The sequence below is a fragment of the Massilia sp. YIM B02443 genome (assembly GCF_030411955.1).
Taxonomy (GTDB): Bacteria; Pseudomonadota; Gammaproteobacteria; order Burkholderiales; family Burkholderiaceae_D; genus Telluria.
This window is the reverse complement of sequence record NZ_JASNRA010000018.1, coordinates 1-17,312: the sequence shown is the minus strand read 5'-3', so window position 1 is coordinate 17,312 and position 17,312 is coordinate 1. Positions and strand designations below refer to the sequence as shown.

Genomic DNA, 17,312 nt, shown 5'->3' with positions numbered 1-17,312 from the left:
GCAGCCTGAACTCGCGGAAGCACGGGCGCACGTTCGCTTTGTCCGGGTCAGGAGCGCGGCCATCCGGCGTCCTCGATCGCAAGCGCCGGATCGGCACCGTCCCAGCGGTTGGCGAGCAGGCGGCGGCCATTGATGCCATCCGCATCGGCCGAGACCAGCCACAATAGCGGCGCCACGATGATTTCCGGTTCCAGCAGCGTGGCGCGCACCGCATCGGGCAGGCCCGGCGGGATCATGCCGGTCGCGGTCGCTCCTCCCGGAAGCAGCGCATTGACCGTTACACCAGTGCCTTCCAGGTCCTGCGCCCAGATGATGGTTTCGGATTCCAGCGCGGCCTTCGACGGACCATAAGGCGAGAAGCCCCGCCGGCGCATGGTGTCGTGGTTCATCGAGATGTTGACGATGCGCCCCCGGCCTGCCCGGAGCAGGTGTGGAACGGCGGCGCGCGCCATCAGGAAAGGGCCGTTGACGTTGGTATCCATGACCATGCGCCAGGTCTCCGGCTCCACTTCCCAGAACCTGGGGGGCTCGACAAGAAAACGCTCGCTGGCGTACTTCATGCCGCGTCCGGCATTGTTCACCAGAATGTCGAGTCGCTGCCACTGCGCCAGCGCGGCGTTCACGACCCGTTCGCAATCTTCGGCATTGCGCACATCCGCCATCAGCGGCAGCACACGCTGCTCGCCGCACTCTGCATGCATCTCGGCGGCCACCTGTTCCAATTCCGCGCTTTCCCGTGCGGCCGTGGCGATTACACGCGCTCCCGCCCGCGCTAGCCCCAGGGTCATCGCACGTCCCAGTCCGCGTCCACCGCCGGTGACGATCGCGACGCGCCCGTCCAATGTTTTCCAATCCATGGCGCTCAACCGTTCAAGGCCTGCATCTGCGAATCGTCATACCGCTCCCCAGCGGCAGCGCCGGGTGGCAGGATGCGATCGATACGGGCAAGGTCCTCGTCGCTCAGCCGGACATCCAGCGCACGGACGTTGTCCTCCAGATGCGGCCGTCTCTTGCTGCCGGGGATCGCCACGATATCCTCGCCCTGCGCCAAGACCCAGGCCAGCGCAAGCTGGGCCGGGGTACAGCCCTTCTCTGCGGCGATGCGCCCGACTTCGGTGACCAGGTCCAGATTGCGCTGGAAGTTCTCCCCCTGGAAGCGCGGCGAATGGCGCCGGTAGTCACGCTCTTCGAGGTCCTCGATCCGCTTGATCTGGCCGGTCAGGAACCCGCGTCCGAGCGGACTGTACGCGACATAGCCGATGCCGAGTTCGCGCACGGCAGGCAGGATGGCGTGCTCGGGATCGCGGCTCCAGAGCGAATACTCGGTCTGCAGCGCACTGATGGGATGAACTTGATGGGCGCGCCGGATCGTTTCCGGCGCGGCTTCAGACATGCCGAGAAAGCGCACCTTGCCGGCACGCACCAGGTCCGCCATTGCACCAATGGTTTCCTCGATCGGCACGCCGGGATCGACCCGATGCTGGTAATACAGGTCAATATGGTCGACACCCAGCCGCTGCAGGGAGGCATCGCAGGCCTGCCTCACATACTCCGGATCGCCGCGTACCCCGAGAAACTCTCCGTTGTCGCCGCGCACGTTGGCGAATTTCGTTGCCAGGATCACCTGATCGCGCCGGTCGCGGATCGCCTTGCCGACCAGTTTCTCATTGGTGAACGGCCCGTACATGTCGGCCGTATCGAGCAAGTTGATCCCGCATTCCAGGGCGCGGTGAATGGTGGCGATTGACTCTGCTTCGTCAGGCTGGCCATAGAATTCCGACATGCCCATGCAGCCCAGGCCGAGCGCGGAAACCGTCAAGCCTTGTTGCCCTAATGTTCGCATCTTCATGTGAATTCTCCCGTGGTTCGTAGTTAAGAAATGCTATCGACGTCGCGGCGATTCCGGGCAGCTGCCGACAATGATTAAAAAAGAGGAAAATCATCGTAAGCGTTCATAAGCCTGTCACCAATAGGACGATCCTATTTCGATATGTAGGATGTTTCCGTCCGTCGGAAACCTGTTGCGAATGGCAGGCGATATCGCATTTACTCTTTCCTTATCGCTACAAGTGCATATTCCACTGACATCGCGCCTTGCCGCTCCTGCGGGTTTCCGACCGCGAGTCGTCCCCGCTCGAGGACGGCGCTCGACGGATACGCACGAAGAAATTTATGCATCCAATCGGATTGACCGCTGTCGGAATCGATCAGCAGGACCTTGCCGCCGATGTCCGGCCGTTGTTGTAAAGTATTGGACAGCAGCATTGTTGGCCGTGTTGGATTCTGCAGATACAGGTTTCCGGCATCCGTCAGTTCGTTAGCGATCAGGGTTTTTGCTTCCGGAAAGCAATGCAGGAGCGTGGCCGACAGTTCGACATACGGTGCGCGCGTGTTCTTGCCAAGGTAAGCGCGTGCCGACAGTCCCACCAGAACGATCATGGCAAACATGCCCGCTATTTGAAGTATCTCCCGGCACACTGTCCGACGTGCGAGCGAGGGAAAGATGACGAAGCATGCAAGCGGCAGCAGGAACAGGATCGGCTGCATCCAGCGATCCTTGAAGCTCGTTAGCTCGCCGCTGAGCACCAGGGCCGTGATGCCGCCGTAGGCCGCCAGGTAAAACCGGAGAAAAAAACGGGCATGCGGGTCATCGACCTTTGCCTCGGCCTGGGCACGGCGCCGCCAGAAGACCCAGGCGTACACCATCCACAACGGTGTCACGAACAGAAATGTCGCGCTCACCATACTGCCGAGGCCACGCACGACATTGCCGATATAGCCGGCATCACTGCCATTCATTTTCTCCAGAGTAGAGCGGGTGGCCGCATCCAGATGGTTAAGCAGCCATAACCCGTGTGGAGCAACGGCAATTGCTATCACTGCAAGTGAAATCCAGGCCCTGCGACTCCACAGTCGCTCACGGTGTTCCCGAACCAGCAGGCTGGCCATCGTCAGGGCGAGCGCAAACAGGGCAAAGTTATATTTCGATTGCAGCCCGAGCCCGATCAGCAGACCGAAGAGCGCATGGCGCATCTTGCCCGGATGATGAAGCAAAGCGAAGTAGCACCATAGCGTGAGCGCCGCCATGCAGGTCATTAACACCGAGTGCGTCAGATCGCGCTGCGATTCCCAGCCAATCTGCGGGAACAGCACCAGCGAGGCGGCGACGATGATGCCACCGGTAATGCCGACGAGCGACCTGGCTGCATGAAACATCGCCAGGTAGGTACCGAACAGCAGCAGATTCTTGAGAAAGGAGAGGGCAAAACGATTGACGCCAAACACCGAGAACATGAGCCATTGCAGCCAGGCATACAAGGGCGGCTGGCTGCCATAGCCCAGCTGCAGGTGCTGGAACGCCAGCACCTGTTCCGATTCGTCCAGGTCGAGCACTGCTGGCGAACTTGTCCGCAGGATGATCTGCAGCACGAAGTAAGCCCCGAGCGCCAGGAGGAAATTGGTGCCGGCGCGCTTCGGGTACGCACTCGCGATCCCATCGTTCTGCATGGCTAATTCATCTTGTTGTGCTCCATCCATCCAGCCAGCCACTCCCGGAAACAAAGCAGCCCCTCGCGAAGCGGCGTTGCAGGTGCGAACCCGACCCAGTCCCGCAATTTGCTGGTATCGGCATACGTGATCGTCACGTCACCCGGCTGCATCGGCAAGAATTGCATCTTTGCCTTGACGCCCAGAGCTTCTTCCAGGGCTGCAATAAAATCCAGTACCCGCACGGGTTGGTGATTACCGATATTAAATACCATGTGCGGGGCCGCGCCGGCGCCCGCGTCGGCAGGCTTCGCCAACACCCGCACGATACCTTCAACGATGTCATCGATATAGGTAAAGTCCCGTTTCAGTTCACCTTGCGCGAAGACGGGAATCGCCTCGCCTTTTAGCATTTTTTGCGCGAAACTGAAATACGCCATGTCGGGGCGGCCCCACGGACCATATACGGTGAAAAAGCGCAAACCGGACGCCGGCAGTCCAAACAGGTGACTATAGGAATATGCCATTGCCTCGTTCGCTTTCTTGGTCGCCGCGTAGAAGGAGACAGGCTCATCGGTTATATCTCTCTCCTTGAAGGGAGCTTTCTGGCTTGCACCGTAGACGCTGCTGCTGCTCGCATAGACCAGATGGCGTGGCTTGAATTGCCGGCAAGCTTCTAGGATATTGGCGAACGCGACCAGGTTCGACTGCACGTAGGCGGCAGGATCCTCGATCGAATAACGCACGCCCGCCTGCGCCGCAAGGTGGACGACAAAGGCGGGTCGAACGCGTTCGAACAACTGCCTGACTTGCAGCGCATCGGCAAGCTCTACCGCTTCGCACCTGATTCCCTGCGGTGCAAGCAAGGCCTCGACGCGTGCGTGCTTCAAATCGGTCGAGTAATAGCCATTGAAGTTGTCGCACGCGGTAACGGCCATGCCCATCCGGGCAAGGCGCGACGCGACGAAACTCCCGATGAAGCCGGCGGCGCCAGTGACCAGGACAGGCGAGTTGGCAGGAATCATCGCTGCGCCACCAGTACGGGTCTGCCGATGCTGAAATAGCTCAGCCCGAACGACGCAACAAGCTCCGGAGCATACAGGTTGCGGCCATCAAAGATCGCCCGGTGCCGAAGCGATGCAGCCAGGTAGCCGAAGTCAGGCGAGCGAAACTCCTTCCACTCCGTCGCGATGGCGAGCACATCGGCGCCTTCCACTGCGGCTACTGCGGAATCAACGATGTTGAGCAGCTCATGGCAACGTGCTTCGCCATGCTCGCTGATCAGCACGTTTTTTGCCTCTTCGCTGGCGGCCGGGTCGTATGCCTGGACCCGGCAATTCGCAGCAAAAAGCGCCCTGATCAGTGCAAGACTCGGCGCCTCGCGCACATCATCCGTGTTGGGCTTGAAAGACAAGCCCCAAAGTGCGACGGTTTTTCCTGCCAGCCTGTCGGTCCCATTGAAGTACTGCGCAATTTTTTTGAACAGAATATTTTTTTGCGTCGCATTCACCGCTTCAATGGCAGCCAGGATGCGCAGTTTCTGCCCATGGTCGGCCGACGTTTTTAAGAGCGCCCGGACATCCTTGGGGAAGCAGGAGCCGCCATAGCCTATTCCCGGATACAAAAAATCCGGGCCAATGCGCGGGTCCGAGCCTATGCCGCGCCGCACCAGCTCGATGTCGGCGCCCAGCGTCTCCGCCAGGTTCGCTAGTTCGTTCATGAAGCTGATGCGCGTTGCCAGCATGGCATTGGCGCCGTATTTCGTCAGCTCGGCGCTGCGCGCATCCATCTCCAGCAGCTTTTCATGATTACGGCTGAACGGTGCATAAAGGTTCCGCATGATTTTCGTCGCCTGCGGATTGTCGCTGCCCACGATGATCCGGGCGGGGCGCATGAAATCCTCGATTGCCGCCCCCTCCTTGAGAAACTCGGGATTGCTGACGACAGAAAAGTCGATACAGACACCGCGGGCCCGGAGTTGTTCGGCAATCACGCTTCTTACCCGGTCGGCAGTGCCCACTGGGACGGTAGATTTGTTGACCAGGGTAATCGGCCGTTGCATGAGCTGGCCGATGCTGTGCGCCGCCGAAAGAACGTGCGTCAGGTCGGCACTGCCATCTTCATCCGGCGGCGTACCCACGGCCAGGAAAATGATGTCTGCATCCGCGACCGCTTCGTCATAATTCGTGGTGAAAAGCAATCTGCGGGCCGCCGTGTTATGGGCGATCAGGGCATCAAGGCCTGGCTCGAAGATAGGGCTCCGGCCAGCGTTGAGCATCGCGATTTTGTGTTGGTCCAGGTCCATACACAGGACGGTATTGCCGACATCGGCAAAGCACGCGCCTGAAACTAGTCCGACGTAACCGGTGCCAATAACTGATATTTTCATGTGCAGTAAAATGTATAAAAAAGAACCAAATCGGGACAATATAAAGTGACCCGTCGGTGAGACAATTCTTCGGGGTTAAGGCTGCGGTGTTTTCTGTCACTGCAGTTGGCCGGCGTTGGCCCAGCACTTGCGTACTGTCTATTTGCCGACCATCAGCGCGCCACTGCCACTGCCACTGCCACTGCCACTGCCACTGCCACTACGCTTGCCGCTCGCTGGCTCATTGTAATTGAGCGCCTGTTACGTGTTGGCGAAAGCGGCCAGATATACGTCCTCCTGTTTGACATTGCGCCACTGGCGTTCGGCCAAGATATTGCCTTGAGCCCGATCGCTCCTATCCATGAATGCTTGGCAAACCGGGGGGGAATCCATAGACGCCAGAAAAAACCGTCCTTGTGCTGATAGCAACAAGACCGTACACTTGTCGGTCCCGACCTCTGCCATCGGATCAGAGGGCACAGTCAAGTATCGGTGGCCTCGGGTGATTGTAGCCAACATATAGGTTTCAAACTATTTTAACTGTATAAGATGCCGAATACTCAACTGTGGATCGAACCTCTCGGCCATGTCATAGTGGCGCGATTGAGAGGTGAATTAAGCGAAAGCATGCTTGAGGAAACCCACAAGCGGGTCGTCCAGCTGCTACAGGATACCGGACACACGCGCGTTCTCTACGACGGCTTGGAAATCGAGTCGCCCAATGTCGAGCATGCACTGTTGCAGGAAAAACTCGAAAAAGAAGCCAGTCAACTGTTCCACGACCGGCCCCTGCGTAAAGCCATTTTGGTGGCGAATACTCGGTTGGCCTACTTTGCACGGATCGCATTCGGACAATTTGGTGAAGGCGAATACCGTGTTTTCTATAACGACCTTAGCCAGGCCTTGCACTGGCTTGAAGAGTAAAAGCAACGTCCGCTTTTCGTGTCAGCGGCCCTGCATGACCGCAGTCCGGACGCTAAAGTTGTCTGGCAGAGCGCCCGTGACGGAGTCCCGCAGCGGCGCATCGAATACGACTGCGCGCGCCAGCAGAAAACCGGTGGCGGCGCTGCACGTACGCATAGGCAGGTGCCTTTACCAAGGCACCGACGGCGAGGCATGTCGTTCGAAGCTCATGCGGCAGGGAAGGCCAGGTGTGCGGCCAGCCCGCCTCCCGCGCGGCGTTCGAGCTTCCAGCTGCCGTCGTAGCGCGCGACGATCGCCATGACGATCGAGAGGCCGAGGCCGCTGCCCTGGCCGCCGCCCTTGCGCCAGAAGCGCTGCCCGGCCTTGCCGATGTCCGCATCGCTCATGCCGCTGCCCTGGTCTTCCACCGTAAAGCCCGCCGTCCCGCCATGCTGCACGATCCGCAGCACGACAGTGGCCTCGGCATCGCTGTAGCGCAGCGCATTGTCGAGGATATTGCGCAGCGCCGTCACGGCGAGGGATGCGGGTATGCGGAGAACGCGTGCTGCGCCGCCTTCGTCGTGAACGCACACCCTGGCGGCCTGCTGCGCCGGAAGGTGCATGAGGACCTGCTCCGCGATTGCGGCTGCGTGCAGGCGCTCGTCATCCTCGAATGCCATCGAACCCTCGACGCGCGCCAGCATCAGGAGCTGGTTGATGATGCCCTGCAGGCGTCCTACCCCGCGTTCGGCCTGCTGGAGAGCTACCGCCGTGTCCGGCCCATCGCCACTCATGCGGGCGACCTGGAGATGGGTCTTGACGGCGGTGAGTGGTGTGCGCAATTCGTGCGCGGCGTCGCCGGTGAAGCGCCGTTCACGCTCGATGGTGCGTTCGATCCTGGCCAGCAGGCCGTTGACGGTCGTGACCAGCGGGGCGATCTCGCGCGGCAGGTCCTCCTCGGGCAGCGGGTGGAGCGCACCGGGTTCGCGGGCTTCGAGGGCAACGCGGATCCGTTCCAGTGGCCGCAGGCCATGGCGTACGGCGAACCATAGCGCGATCAGGGTCGCCGCCATGGCGACAAGGAAGGGCACGAAGGTGGCGAAGGCGATATTGCGGAACAGCTGCTGGCGGCGCTCGGTCTTGTCGGCGGTGGTGATGCGCATACCGTTGTGCTCGATGGTGTAGCTGCGCCAGGTAACGCCGTCGATGACGCGGGTGCGGTAGCCGGGTGACACCAGGCCGAGGCGTTCCGGGCTGTTCTCGGTGCGGCCCACGATGCCGCCCCGCACCAGCCGGATCTCGCAGGCCACGTTGTCGGTGCGTACCAGGTAGGGGATCGGGCTGGCCCCGCGCGAACCCGGCTGCACCGAAAGATGGGGCGAGTCGGCAATCAGCGCGGCGACCATGCGCGCCGATGCCGCCAGCCGTTCGTCGAGTGCGTCGCGGAACTCGTCGCGCAGGTCGACCAGCGTCCACAGCGACGACAGGGTCCAGAACAGTGCGAACGAGGCGCCGATGGTGACCAACAGGCGCAGGCGCAGCGTCTTCATGCCCCCGCCTTGCCAAGCCGGTACCCGAGGCCACGCACGGTTTCGACGATATTCGGCCCGAGCTTGCGACGCAGGTGGTGGATGTGGACGTTCAGGGCATTGCTTTCGACGCCGTCGCCCAGCCCATACAGGCTATCCTTGACCTGGTCGGTGCTGAGGATGCGCTGGCCGCTGTTGAGCAATGCCTGGAGCAGGGCCAGTTCGCGCCGCGACAGCTCGACCGGGTTCCCATCCAGCGTCACCACCTGGGTGGCGGGATCGAAGGCGAGCGGACCATGCTCGATGCGGTCGACGCTGCGGCCGGCACTACGCCGTTGCAAGGCATGCAGCCGTGCTACCAGTTCGTCGAGTTCGAAGGGTTTCACCAGATAATCGTCGGCGCCGCTGCGCAGGCCAGCCACCTTGTCCTGCACGTCGTCGCGCGCTGTCAGGACCAGTACCGGCCAGTCCTTGCCGGCGCCGCGCCAGCGCCTGAGAAGCGTGAGCCCGTCGGTGTCCGGCAGGCCGAGATCGAGGAGGAGGACGTCGAAGCGGCCGGTCTGCACGGCCATTTCCGCTTGCGAGGCATTGGCGACATGGTCGGCCCCGATTCCGGACAGGCGCAGGCCGGCAAGAATGCCGCTGGCGACCAGTTCGTCGTCTTCGATGACGAGTACACGCATGGCTAACCCGAGTAGTAGATGCAGGAAGCGCGATCTTACCGCTTTACGGTTATCCCGTGATTAACGGCGGCGGCGAAACCGGTGCCTCCCGGTAATTCGACAGAATTCTTAATGTGGTGCTAATCGTCAGGCAATAGGATGGCTGTATTCGCCAGGCGTCGAACCGGCCCGTCGGGCCGGCGCCATGCGCAGGAAAGCACACCACCATGATTGTCACACTCGGCCCGCTTGCCTTGCCCGCGCAACTGCTGGTCGCATTCGCAACGATCATCCTCGGTTCCGCCATCGGCAATAGGGTGGCGGCCAGGCGCGGCGTGAAGGCCGAGGGCTCGCTCTGGCTGATCATCGCCGGGGCGATCCTGGTGGCGCGCATCGTCTTTGTCGCCCGTTACTGGCCGCTGTACGCGGAAGAACCCTGGCGGCTGCCGGACCTGCGCGACGGCGGGCTGGCGCCGGTCGCGGGCTTCACGGCCGCTGTCATCATCGGCGCCATCCTGGCATGGCGCAGGGCCGAGCAGCGCGCCGCGATCGTCATTGCCTTATGGGCCGGCATCTTCATCTGGATCGCCGGGAACGGGCTGATCCGCATGGCCACCGAGCGCCAGGCCCTGCCCGAGGTGATGCTGACGGATCTTGACGGACGCGCCGTTCCATTGTCCGCATTTGCCGGCAAGCCCATGGTGGTCAACCTGTGGGCCAGTTGGTGCCCGCCTTGCAGGAGAGAAATGCCCGCCCTTGGCAAGGCGCAGCGCGAAGCGAACGACCTGAACTTCGTATTCGTCAACCAGGGCGAGGACAGCGCCACGGTACGTGCCTACCTGAAGGCCGAGGGCCTGCCGCTGCGGAACGTGGTGCTCGACCCCGGCGGAGCATTGGCCAAGGCAGCCGGCGCCCCGGGCCTGCCGACCACGCTGTTTGTCGACGCGAACGGAATACTCGTCGACAAGCGGATGGGCGAGGTATCGAGCGCCACGCTGGCCGAACACCTGGCGGTCCTGCGCAGCAAGCGCTGAACCGGAAACGCGAGAGAGCGACATTAATGAAAGACAGGAGAGAGCGTATGGTCTTCTTATCACGAACGCTACCCGGAATGGGCCGGTGGCTGCTTGCGCTGCTGCTGGTTCCGCTTGCCGCGGTGCTGCTTGCAGCATCCGGCAACGCGGCGGCCGCTGAAGACGATTTCCTGCCGCCCGAGCAGGCGTTCCGCTTCGCCGCCTACATGGTCGACGGACAGACCGCTGAAGTGCGCTTTGACATTGCGCCCGGCTATTACATGTACCGCGAGCGCTTCGCATTCGAAGCCGGGGAGACCCGGCTCGGACAGCCTGTGTTCCCGGCTGGCGAGAAGCATTTCGACGAGACCTTCCAGAAGGAAATGGAAACCTATCGCGGCGTGGTCAGGGTGCGCATTCCCGTGGACGGGACGGGAAGCTTCACATTGAAGACCACCTCGCAGGGCTGCTCCGACAAGGGCTTGTGCTATCCGCCGATGGCATCGAGCGCGGTCCTGGAGGCCGCCGGGCCATCGGGGCTGCGCCCGGCCGCTGCTGCGCAACCGGCAGCAGCCGCCCTCGAAGGTACGCTGACCGACGACAACGATAGTGGACGCATCGAACGGGCCTTGAGCAGCCGCGAGCTGGCGGTCATCGTCCCGATGTTCCTGCTGCTGGGTCTGGGCCTCTCGTTCACGCCCTGCGTGCTGCCGATGCTGCCGATCCTCTCCTCGATCATCGTCGGCGACAAGGGTTCCGCGTCGCGCTTGCGGGGCCTTGCCCTGTCGGTGTCGTATTCGCTCGGCATGGCGATCGTGTATACCGCGATGGGCGTGGCGGCCGGCCTGGCGGGCGAAGGACTGGCAGCGGCGCTGCAGAACGCCTGGGTGCTGGGCGCGTTCGCCCTCTTGATGGTCGTGCTGGCGCTACCGATGTTCGGCGTGTTCGAGCTGCAGGTGCCGGCGGCGATCCAGTCGCGCCTGGCGGGAGCCTCCAACCGGCAGGGGACAGGCACGCACGCGGGGGTGTTTGCAATGGGAGCCATCTCGGCACTGATCGTCGGTCCCTGCGTCGCCGCACCGCTCGCGGGCGCGCTCGTGTACATCAGCCAGACCAAGGATGCCTTCATCGGCGGCAGCGCATTGTTCGCGATGGCCGCCGGAATGAGCGTGCCGCTGCTGCTGGTCGGCGCCTCGGCGGGCACCCTGCTGCCGCGCGCGGGCGCCTGGATGACGGGTGTCAAGCGCTTCTTCGGCGTGCTGATGCTGGGCACCGCATTGTGGATCGCGGCGCCGGTCCTGCCGCCCCAGGCGCTGATGCTGGGCTGGGGCTTGCTGGGAACGGGCTATGCCGCGTCGCTACTGCTGCCGCGTCCACGCCGGCCGCTTGGTGTGGCCGCCGGCCTCGTCGTCGGGGTGCTGGGCGCGGCGCAGCTGGCCGGCCTGGCCGCTGGCGGGACCGATCCGCTGGCGCCTTTCGCCACGGCGGAGGCGCACCAGGAGACCCGGTTCCAGAGAATCCGCTCGATCGAGGAGCTCGATGCCGTCCTGGCCCGGAGCCCGGGCAAGACCGTCATGCTCGACTTCTACGCGGACTGGTGCGTGTCATGCAAGGAAATGGAGCGTTTCACGTTCTCCGATCCGCGCGTACAGTCACGCTTCGACCAGATGCTGCTGCTCCAGGCCGACGTCACTGCCAACAACGCGGCCGACCAGGCCTTGCTCAAGCGCTTTGGCCTGTTCGGCCCACCCGGGATCATCTTTTTCGGCGCCGACGGCCGTGAACTCGGCGGCACACGAGTCATCGGCTACGAGGATGCCGATTCCTTCCTCGCTTCGCTTCGCAAGGCGGAAGCCGCGCAACCCCCCCCCCAATCTTAATCAACGCCTTCACTATCGGAGTCGACATGCAGGCTTTCAAATACGCGGTGCCAACCGCACTCGCAGCAGCACTCATCAATACGGCCGCCTTCGCCACCGAGCAGACCCCACCGGTCCTGGAGCGCGCCGTAAGCGCCGGCGTCAAGGTGGTCAGGCAGTTCCCGGCCGGCTCGGGGCTCACCGGCTGGGTGCTTTCCCAGGGGGGGCGCCATTCGCTCGTATACACAACGGCGGACGGAAAGACGCTGGTGGCGGGAGCGCTGATCGATGAACGTGGCCAGAACCTCTCGGCCCAGCACGAAGACATGTACATCCCCAAGCCGGATTTCGCAGCCGCATTCGCACAACTGGAGAAATCGGCATTCATCGCCGAGGGCAGCACCAAGAATCCGAAAAGCATCATCTACGCCTTCGTCGATCCGAACTGCCCTTATTGCCACTTCATGTGGCGTGCAGTCCAGCCGTACGAGGCGGCTGGACTGCAGGTGCGCTGGATCCCCGTCGCAACGCTCGGCCCGACGAGCATGCCGAAAGCGATCGAGGTGCTGGCATCGCCGGACAAGACCGCGGCCTTCCGGCACATGGAACAGAACCATGGGAAGCCGTGGAAGCCACAGGCCGGCAAGACCGAGCAGAACCAGCCCGCGGTGGCGGCGTCGATCCGCAGGAATGGCGAGCTGATGGAGCAGTTCGGCATCGCCGGTACCCCTGGCGTGGTCTGGCGCGACAGCCAAGGCAAGGTCCAGGTGAAGAGCGGCATGCCGCGCCTGTCGGAACTGCCCGCCATGACTGGCCTGCCTGAACAACGGATAAGCGATCCGGCGCTGGCCAAGTTCAAATGATGTGATTTACGGCGCGGAGTGACACGCGTCGCCAACGCGAGCAGGGCAGGGCGCTACATGAGCTAAGCCATCCGCGTACCCCAAACTGTGGATGCCTCATCGGGCGACTCAGCCTGATTCTTCCAACGAAGACGCGGGCTAAGTGCGTGCGTGAAGCGTGTCACCGACATCATGCCCGCAGTCGCCCTTGCCGGGCAGGAGCAGAGCGCCGCGATCGCCCGCGTTAACCACGCCAACGCGCAGATGGACCTGGTTACGCAGCAGGATGCGGCACACGTGGAAGAGGCCGCTGCTGCTGCGGTTCAATGCAGGCGCAGGCCGAGAAGCTTCTGGCAATGGTCAGCACTTTCAAGCTCGCCGCGGGTAGGTCGCGCATCGGCCGCATATGGAAGGCGTGGCTACCCACGCGCGTCGTCACTCGTTGCCGGCGACGGTAAGCTAAGGCGCTTCGGCAGGGCGCTATTGGATGTTCAGCGCTTGAATCCATTCACCGGCGCCGCCAGCATCTCGAGGCGCGTGTCGAGGCCATCACGGTCTAGCTCCCCCATGTGACGCAGGAAGAGGCGCCCATCCTTGCCATAGAACAGGGTTGTCGGCATGGCAAATGAGCCGGTGCGCCGTCCCACTTCCCGGGCACGGTCGGTGAATACGTTGTCGAGCTTGAGTTTTTGCTGCGCCATGAAGGCCTGTATTGTCGCCGCGTCCTCACCCTGGTTGACGAAGACAAAGGTGATGCCGGGGTGACGCCGCTGGGCTTCCTCAAGCGCTGGCATCTCGCGTCGGCATGGTGGACACCACGTCGCCCACAGGTTGACCACCATCGGCTTGTCTGTCAGGGTCCGCAACTGGACCGGAGTGCCATCGAGACGCCGTAGTTCGACCAGGGGTACTGGAGTACTGGGCGGCCCGAAATTGAGCGTGGCGATCGCGCCACCTATCCAGACGACGGCACCGGTGAGGATCGCCGCAAGGACCGGACGGCGCGGCGTGCCAGTCCGGGCCGTAAAGTGTGCGCCCAGCACGAATGCCGCAAGGATGCCGCCAGCGTCAGAGAAGCCGCCGTCACTCAAATCGGCTATCGAGAGCGGTTCGCCCGCATATTCCGGTGCGTTCTGCAGCACGAAGATGACACGCGCCACAACCAGGCTGCCGAGAATCGTTTTCCATATCGCTGGCCAGCTGTGCCAGCCGCGCCTGTGCCGGTACCACCAGCTCACGGCAGCGCTGGCGGAGATTGCCAGCGCCGGTATTGCCCATCTACCCACGTCAAATTCGTCCACTACGGCGCTCCTAACGGACAGCCGACATGGCTGCCATCCACGGCCATTCCGTGCTGGCGGACCGCTTAGGAAAGAAGCCTAAGGGTTGAGGGTTAACGGAGCATTAGCATTTCAATAAGGCTGTGTGGTGGGCTGCCGCCAGCATTCCGACGCTGACGATGGGCACGTACGCCGTCCCAGGCGCGTGCCTCGATTGTGCGGGAAGCGTTTGCGGCGCAGCCGCGGCATAAGAGGAAGGAACCTTGGCTGGATCTGACATTATAGGAGTAATGTCATATTTCCGAGGCGGTTGCTTAGCTATTCTACGTATTACGTAATAATATTGGTGTCCACGACGCCCGGAGCCTTAATTATGAAGACTGAAGAGCTTTCCATCGAAAGCGCCATCGCTGTCGGTGTCGCGGAGCTGCGTGAGCGGTTCCCGCGCACCCAGGATCTTTACCGCGAGGTCTGCGTCTTATTATTTTTTCGGCACGGCATCACGCCAACAGCGAACAAGCTGTATCAGCTCGTGCGTAAGGGCAGTATGTCGGCGCCGACTGAAGCACTGAACAACTTCTGGAAGACGCTACGCGAACGCTCCCGTGTCACGGTCGAGCATTCGGACCTCCCGGACGAGTTGCGAACGGCAGCCGGCGACCTGGTGGCTACCTTATGGAAGTCAGCTCAGTTGAAATCGCTTGAGTCCTTGACCACACTCCAGGCAGAGGCCGCTGCCGTAGTCGACAGCGCAAAAGCGGGCCTAGCAAATGCCCAGGCCGAACGCGCTGATGCCTTGCAAGCCCTCGAGCACGTCCACACACAACTGCGAACGAGTGAGGACGCCGCCGCTCTGCTTCGGCAGGAGCTCGCGGCCGCTGCCGCCACCAGAAAAGGACTGGAGCAGCGGCTGGAAAATGCTCGTCGCGAGCTTGACGTCATGCAGGCGCGCATGGAGCAATCGAGCACCGAATACGCCGCGGAGCGGGAGAGGCTAGCGGATCGTACTCGTTTGACTGAGGATCGGTTCGCCGACATGGAAAGACGCGGGCTCCTCGAAATTGACAGGGAACGCACAGCCGCGACGAAGCTTCAGAAGAAGGCCGAAGCGGAACGGGCAGAGCATGCCGCTGCCATTGAGCGGGCACGCATCGAGCAAAACGCGACGCAGGCGACAATCGGGCAGCTCAGGGAACAGATCGGCGCGCTGCAGAACTCCGTTAAGACGCTGACTAATGAGCGTGATCGCGAGAGGGCAGAGCTACAGTCAGTGCGGGAGCAGCTTGAAGCAGCTATACGTCAAGCAGCTACTGACAGTGCACGAGCAAACCTTCTGGGGGACGAGTTGGAGAGGAGCAGAGTCAAAACTAGTACTCGTCGAGAGTCATCCACTCAGCGCAGCGTAAGCAAACGGCGCGCCAAAGGAGTCAGCGGAAGTGACGGATAAATAGGTCAACTTTTCCGCCTCCTGTCGACTTTGGATAGACTGGTCGATGCCTCAACGCCTGTGATGGAACAGAGAATCCGCTTGTTTTAGAGCTGATGACGCAGGCCGTGAAAGGTGAGAAGTCAGGAATTCAACACGTTATTTCGCGCTTCTTTCCTTAACTCGACAATATATCTGCTAATGTCGAGTTCGTTTCATCTGAGATTGGTATCACTCCTTGCAACCTCCCTGTACACAGCAATCGCGTTACAAGCCGCCCAACGGCCATTGAGTGCACACGCAACCTCACTGGCTAATCCGACAACACAAAGGTCAGATGCGCATTTAGACTGGCATCGGCACCAGACTCTAGTGATTCAAATTCATTGAGCCCTCCATACGATTCCTATGGGGGTAACGACACTAAGCTCGACATCTAAGGCCTCCAAGTTACCGCTGGACTCTCGTGCATCATTCGTCCGGAAGACTGAAAGCATGTCGGTTCATGCCTTCAGTGTGCGTTCGAAAGCTCGCCGCAGCACCTATTGCCGTTTCCTGTAGCAGAAGGAATAAGCTGCCGTGGCACCGAAAGGGTTTTGTTCCGTTCAAGACCTGCATTTAGGCAGGCCTGGCGGGCACCGTCCAGGCCTCGGAATCCCGTTGTTGCCGGCGACGATGGGCCGCCCGCACCGAAAGGATAGAGTGAGTGCTCTGTCGGCGACAAAAAGATGTGAGTATGTTGTCCGTCTACAGTCTTGGGTGCATAGAGCGGCGCGACAGAATCTTGTGGATATGTCGAAAAATGGATCACTGGGAGCCAAAACGAGTGCTCGGGGAGCGACAGAATAGTGTGAACATTTTGGTGACCCCCTTGGTACCATGACAGAATAGCGTGAGTAAGTCGCGTTCGTTTCCAGATGTGCAAGAACTCACGGCATTCTGTCGCTCTGGAGGGGTATATTCTGTCGGTCGACTTGTTGGGTTGAGGGCTGCCGGGCAGGTGTGGAAGTCCCCGGCCAAGGTGTACCAAGCCATCGACAAACAGCGCATTTAACATAATATAGATTATGCGAATTATGGTCGTGAAGCTCGTTATGCCAGTTGGGCCAGTGCGGAACTTATGAATTCAAGAACCTTGGGAGCGCTCGTACCTAAAACTCCGTACTCGGGGCACCTTAATCTACCGACTCGGCGTCAAAGCCCCGTTTTCCCCGTCGAGTCTATATGTTTAGGTAAATCTTCATGGCCTACTCATCACGTCAATAGCTTTAGGTACAACGGAAGTATTTATGGATACGGAATCGCGTCGGATGTTCAGTGATGACAGACGAGACAACTGGCTGCAGCTCGCGGATCGGCGTGTGGGACTCGGGCCGCTGGCGTCAGGCCTGGCCTATTTGTCTGGCTTGCTTCGTGAGGGTCGCCGCTGACGACGCGCTGCCCGTGCCAAACCCAACTCCTCGCTGGCCGATTCCGATTTCGGCGCTGTTCGCTCAAGCCGTCCGCGAAGCTCAGTCACCCTGGCGCGCTCGGCGGCAAGCTGGCTACCCAGCTCCGCACTCTGGTGCGCGCTTTCCGCAGCCTGGCGGGCGGCTCGGTCGCGTTCGTCGGCCAGTAGTTCGGTCTTTGCTATATAGCAGCGCTCCGAAGTAAATCGTGGAAGTTTTCGGAACTAATTGTTTGAAGTCTGCCGCGTCGCATAGGTGTCCAAGTTTTACTTCGTATCTTGCCGCCTGTGCTTCATCCTAGGCTCATAGCGGTCTAACCTGTGGCTTTCTTGGTTTTACCGGCGAGCTTTACGTAACTCGTCGTGCAGTCCCGATTTTTGCGGTAACCGTTAGGTAATACGCGCATGCGTCGGAAGTATGGCCGGGATACCAGCCGACTGCCATGCCACCCTGCAAGGGTAATCCCCCCATTTTTAGAGCACGCTAAAAGTAGAGG

Annotated in this window: 13 protein-coding genes; 5 read left to right on the top strand and 8 right to left on the bottom strand. The window is 61.3% G+C overall.

The window, feature by feature from the left end:
- Positions 1-47: 47 nt before the first annotated feature.
- The 5 genes from QPK27_RS17910 to QPK27_RS17890 all read right to left on the bottom strand — a co-directional run bounded on the left by QPK27_RS17910 (position 48) and on the right by QPK27_RS17890 (position 5,875).
- Entirely contained in the window at positions 48-857 is an 810-nt protein-coding gene (locus tag QPK27_RS17910; protein WP_051306776.1) for an SDR family NAD(P)-dependent oxidoreductase, read from the bottom strand.
- Between the two features lie 5 nt (positions 858-862).
- Positions 863-1,849 (bottom strand): aldo/keto reductase, encoded by a 987-nt coding sequence (locus QPK27_RS17905; RefSeq protein WP_027867972.1) that lies wholly within the window; start codon positions 1,847-1,849, stop codon positions 863-865.
- A gap of 197 nt (positions 1,850-2,046) precedes the next feature.
- Entirely contained in the window at positions 2,047-3,537 is a 1,491-nt protein-coding gene (locus QPK27_RS17900; protein WP_084416612.1) for a glycosyltransferase family 39 protein, read from the bottom strand.
- Complete coding sequence (locus QPK27_RS17895) at positions 3,510-4,511, bottom strand: NAD-dependent epimerase/dehydratase family protein (protein WP_027867971.1); 1,002 nt, start codon at positions 4,509-4,511, stop codon at positions 3,510-3,512. Before QPK27_RS17895 ends, QPK27_RS17900 begins: the two co-directional genes overlap by 28 nt.
- A complete protein-coding gene (locus tag QPK27_RS17890) occupies positions 4,508-5,875 on the bottom strand; it encodes a UDP-glucose/GDP-mannose dehydrogenase family protein (protein ID WP_273036606.1) in 1,368 nt (455 codons plus the stop codon). Before QPK27_RS17890 ends, QPK27_RS17895 begins: the two co-directional genes overlap by 4 nt.
- A 528-nt stretch (positions 5,876-6,403) precedes the next feature.
- On the opposite strand from QPK27_RS17890, the gene QPK27_RS17885 reads away from it, so the two are divergent.
- A complete protein-coding gene (locus QPK27_RS17885) occupies positions 6,404-6,778 on the top strand; it encodes an STAS/SEC14 domain-containing protein (RefSeq protein WP_349680687.1) in 375 nt (124 codons plus the stop codon).
- 206 nt (positions 6,779-6,984) lie between these two features.
- Here the strand turns inward: QPK27_RS17885 and QPK27_RS17880 are convergent, their stop codons facing one another.
- Positions 6,985-8,307, bottom strand: a complete 1,323-nt coding sequence (locus QPK27_RS17880; RefSeq protein ID WP_273036603.1) for an ATP-binding protein — start codon at positions 8,305-8,307, stop codon at positions 6,985-6,987.
- A complete protein-coding gene (locus QPK27_RS17875; protein WP_027868050.1) occupies positions 8,304-8,969 on the bottom strand; it encodes a response regulator in 666 nt (221 codons plus the stop codon). The genes QPK27_RS17880 and QPK27_RS17875 overlap by 4 nt, the downstream gene beginning before the upstream one ends.
- 206 nt (positions 8,970-9,175) lie before the next feature.
- On the opposite strand from QPK27_RS17875, the gene QPK27_RS17870 reads away from it, so the two are divergent.
- From QPK27_RS17870 to dsbG, 3 genes are read left to right on the top strand one after another with little or no spacing between them, the layout of a single operon-like run.
- Positions 9,176-9,982: a TlpA disulfide reductase family protein gene (locus tag QPK27_RS17870; RefSeq protein ID WP_027868051.1), complete on the top strand. Its 807-nt coding sequence runs from the start codon at positions 9,176-9,178 to the stop codon at positions 9,980-9,982.
- A 47-nt stretch (positions 9,983-10,029) separates the two neighbouring features.
- Positions 10,030-11,841, top strand: coding sequence for a protein-disulfide reductase DsbD (gene dsbD / locus QPK27_RS17865; protein WP_273162124.1), 1,812 nt, complete (start codon positions 10,030-10,032; stop codon positions 11,839-11,841).
- Positions 11,842-11,867: 26 nt separating this feature from the next.
- Positions 11,868-12,683 carry a thiol:disulfide interchange protein DsbG gene (gene dsbG, locus QPK27_RS17860; RefSeq protein WP_273162127.1) on the top strand — a complete coding sequence of 272 codons (816 nt, stop codon included), beginning with the start codon at positions 11,868-11,870 and terminating at the stop codon, positions 12,681-12,683.
- Positions 12,684-13,153: 470 nt separating this feature from the next.
- On the opposite strand, the gene QPK27_RS17850 is transcribed toward dsbG, so the two are convergent.
- A complete protein-coding gene (locus QPK27_RS17850; RefSeq protein ID WP_027867948.1) occupies positions 13,154-13,963 on the bottom strand; it encodes a TlpA disulfide reductase family protein in 810 nt (269 codons plus the stop codon).
- A 352-nt stretch (positions 13,964-14,315) separates the two neighbouring features.
- Here QPK27_RS17850 and QPK27_RS17845 point away from each other — a divergent pair, with 352 nt between their 5' ends.
- A complete protein-coding gene (locus QPK27_RS17845; protein ID WP_290419598.1) occupies positions 14,316-15,389 on the top strand; it encodes a DNA-binding protein in 1,074 nt (357 codons plus the stop codon).
- Positions 15,390-17,312 lie beyond the last annotated feature (1,923 nt).

Excerpts from the sequence above, each read along its gene's own strand:
- QPK27_RS17910 (WP_051306776.1), bottom strand. The coding sequence starts at position 857 with ATGGATTGGAAAACATTGGACGGGCGCGTCGCGATCGTCACCGGCGGT.
- QPK27_RS17900 (WP_084416612.1), bottom strand. The coding sequence starts at position 3,537 with ATGGATGGAGCACAACAAGATGAATTAGCCATGCAGAACGATGGGATC.
- dsbD (WP_273162124.1), top strand. The coding sequence starts at position 10,030 with ATGGTCTTCTTATCACGAACGCTACCCGGAATGGGCCGGTGGCTGCTT.
- QPK27_RS17845 (WP_290419598.1), top strand. The coding sequence starts at position 14,316 with ATGAAGACTGAAGAGCTTTCCATCGAAAGCGCCATCGCTGTCGGTGTC.
- QPK27_RS17905 (WP_027867972.1), bottom strand. The coding sequence starts at position 1,849 with ATGAAGATGCGAACATTAGGGCAACAAGGCTTGACGGTTTCCGCGCTC.
- QPK27_RS17895 (WP_027867971.1), bottom strand. The coding sequence starts at position 4,511 with ATGATTCCTGCCAACTCGCCTGTCCTGGTCACTGGCGCCGCCGGCTTC.
- QPK27_RS17880 (WP_273036603.1), bottom strand. The coding sequence starts at position 8,307 with ATGAAGACGCTGCGCCTGCGCCTGTTGGTCACCATCGGCGCCTCGTTC.
- QPK27_RS17890 (WP_273036606.1), bottom strand. The coding sequence starts at position 5,875 with ATGAAAATATCAGTTATTGGCACCGGTTACGTCGGACTAGTTTCAGGC.
- QPK27_RS17885 (WP_349680687.1), top strand. The coding sequence starts at position 6,404 with ATGCCGAATACTCAACTGTGGATCGAACCTCTCGGCCATGTCATAGTG.
- QPK27_RS17870 (WP_027868051.1), top strand. The coding sequence starts at position 9,176 with ATGATTGTCACACTCGGCCCGCTTGCCTTGCCCGCGCAACTGCTGGTC.
- QPK27_RS17875 (WP_027868050.1), bottom strand. The coding sequence starts at position 8,969 with ATGCGTGTACTCGTCATCGAAGACGACGAACTGGTCGCCAGCGGCATT.
- dsbG (WP_273162127.1), top strand. The coding sequence starts at position 11,868 with ATGCAGGCTTTCAAATACGCGGTGCCAACCGCACTCGCAGCAGCACTC.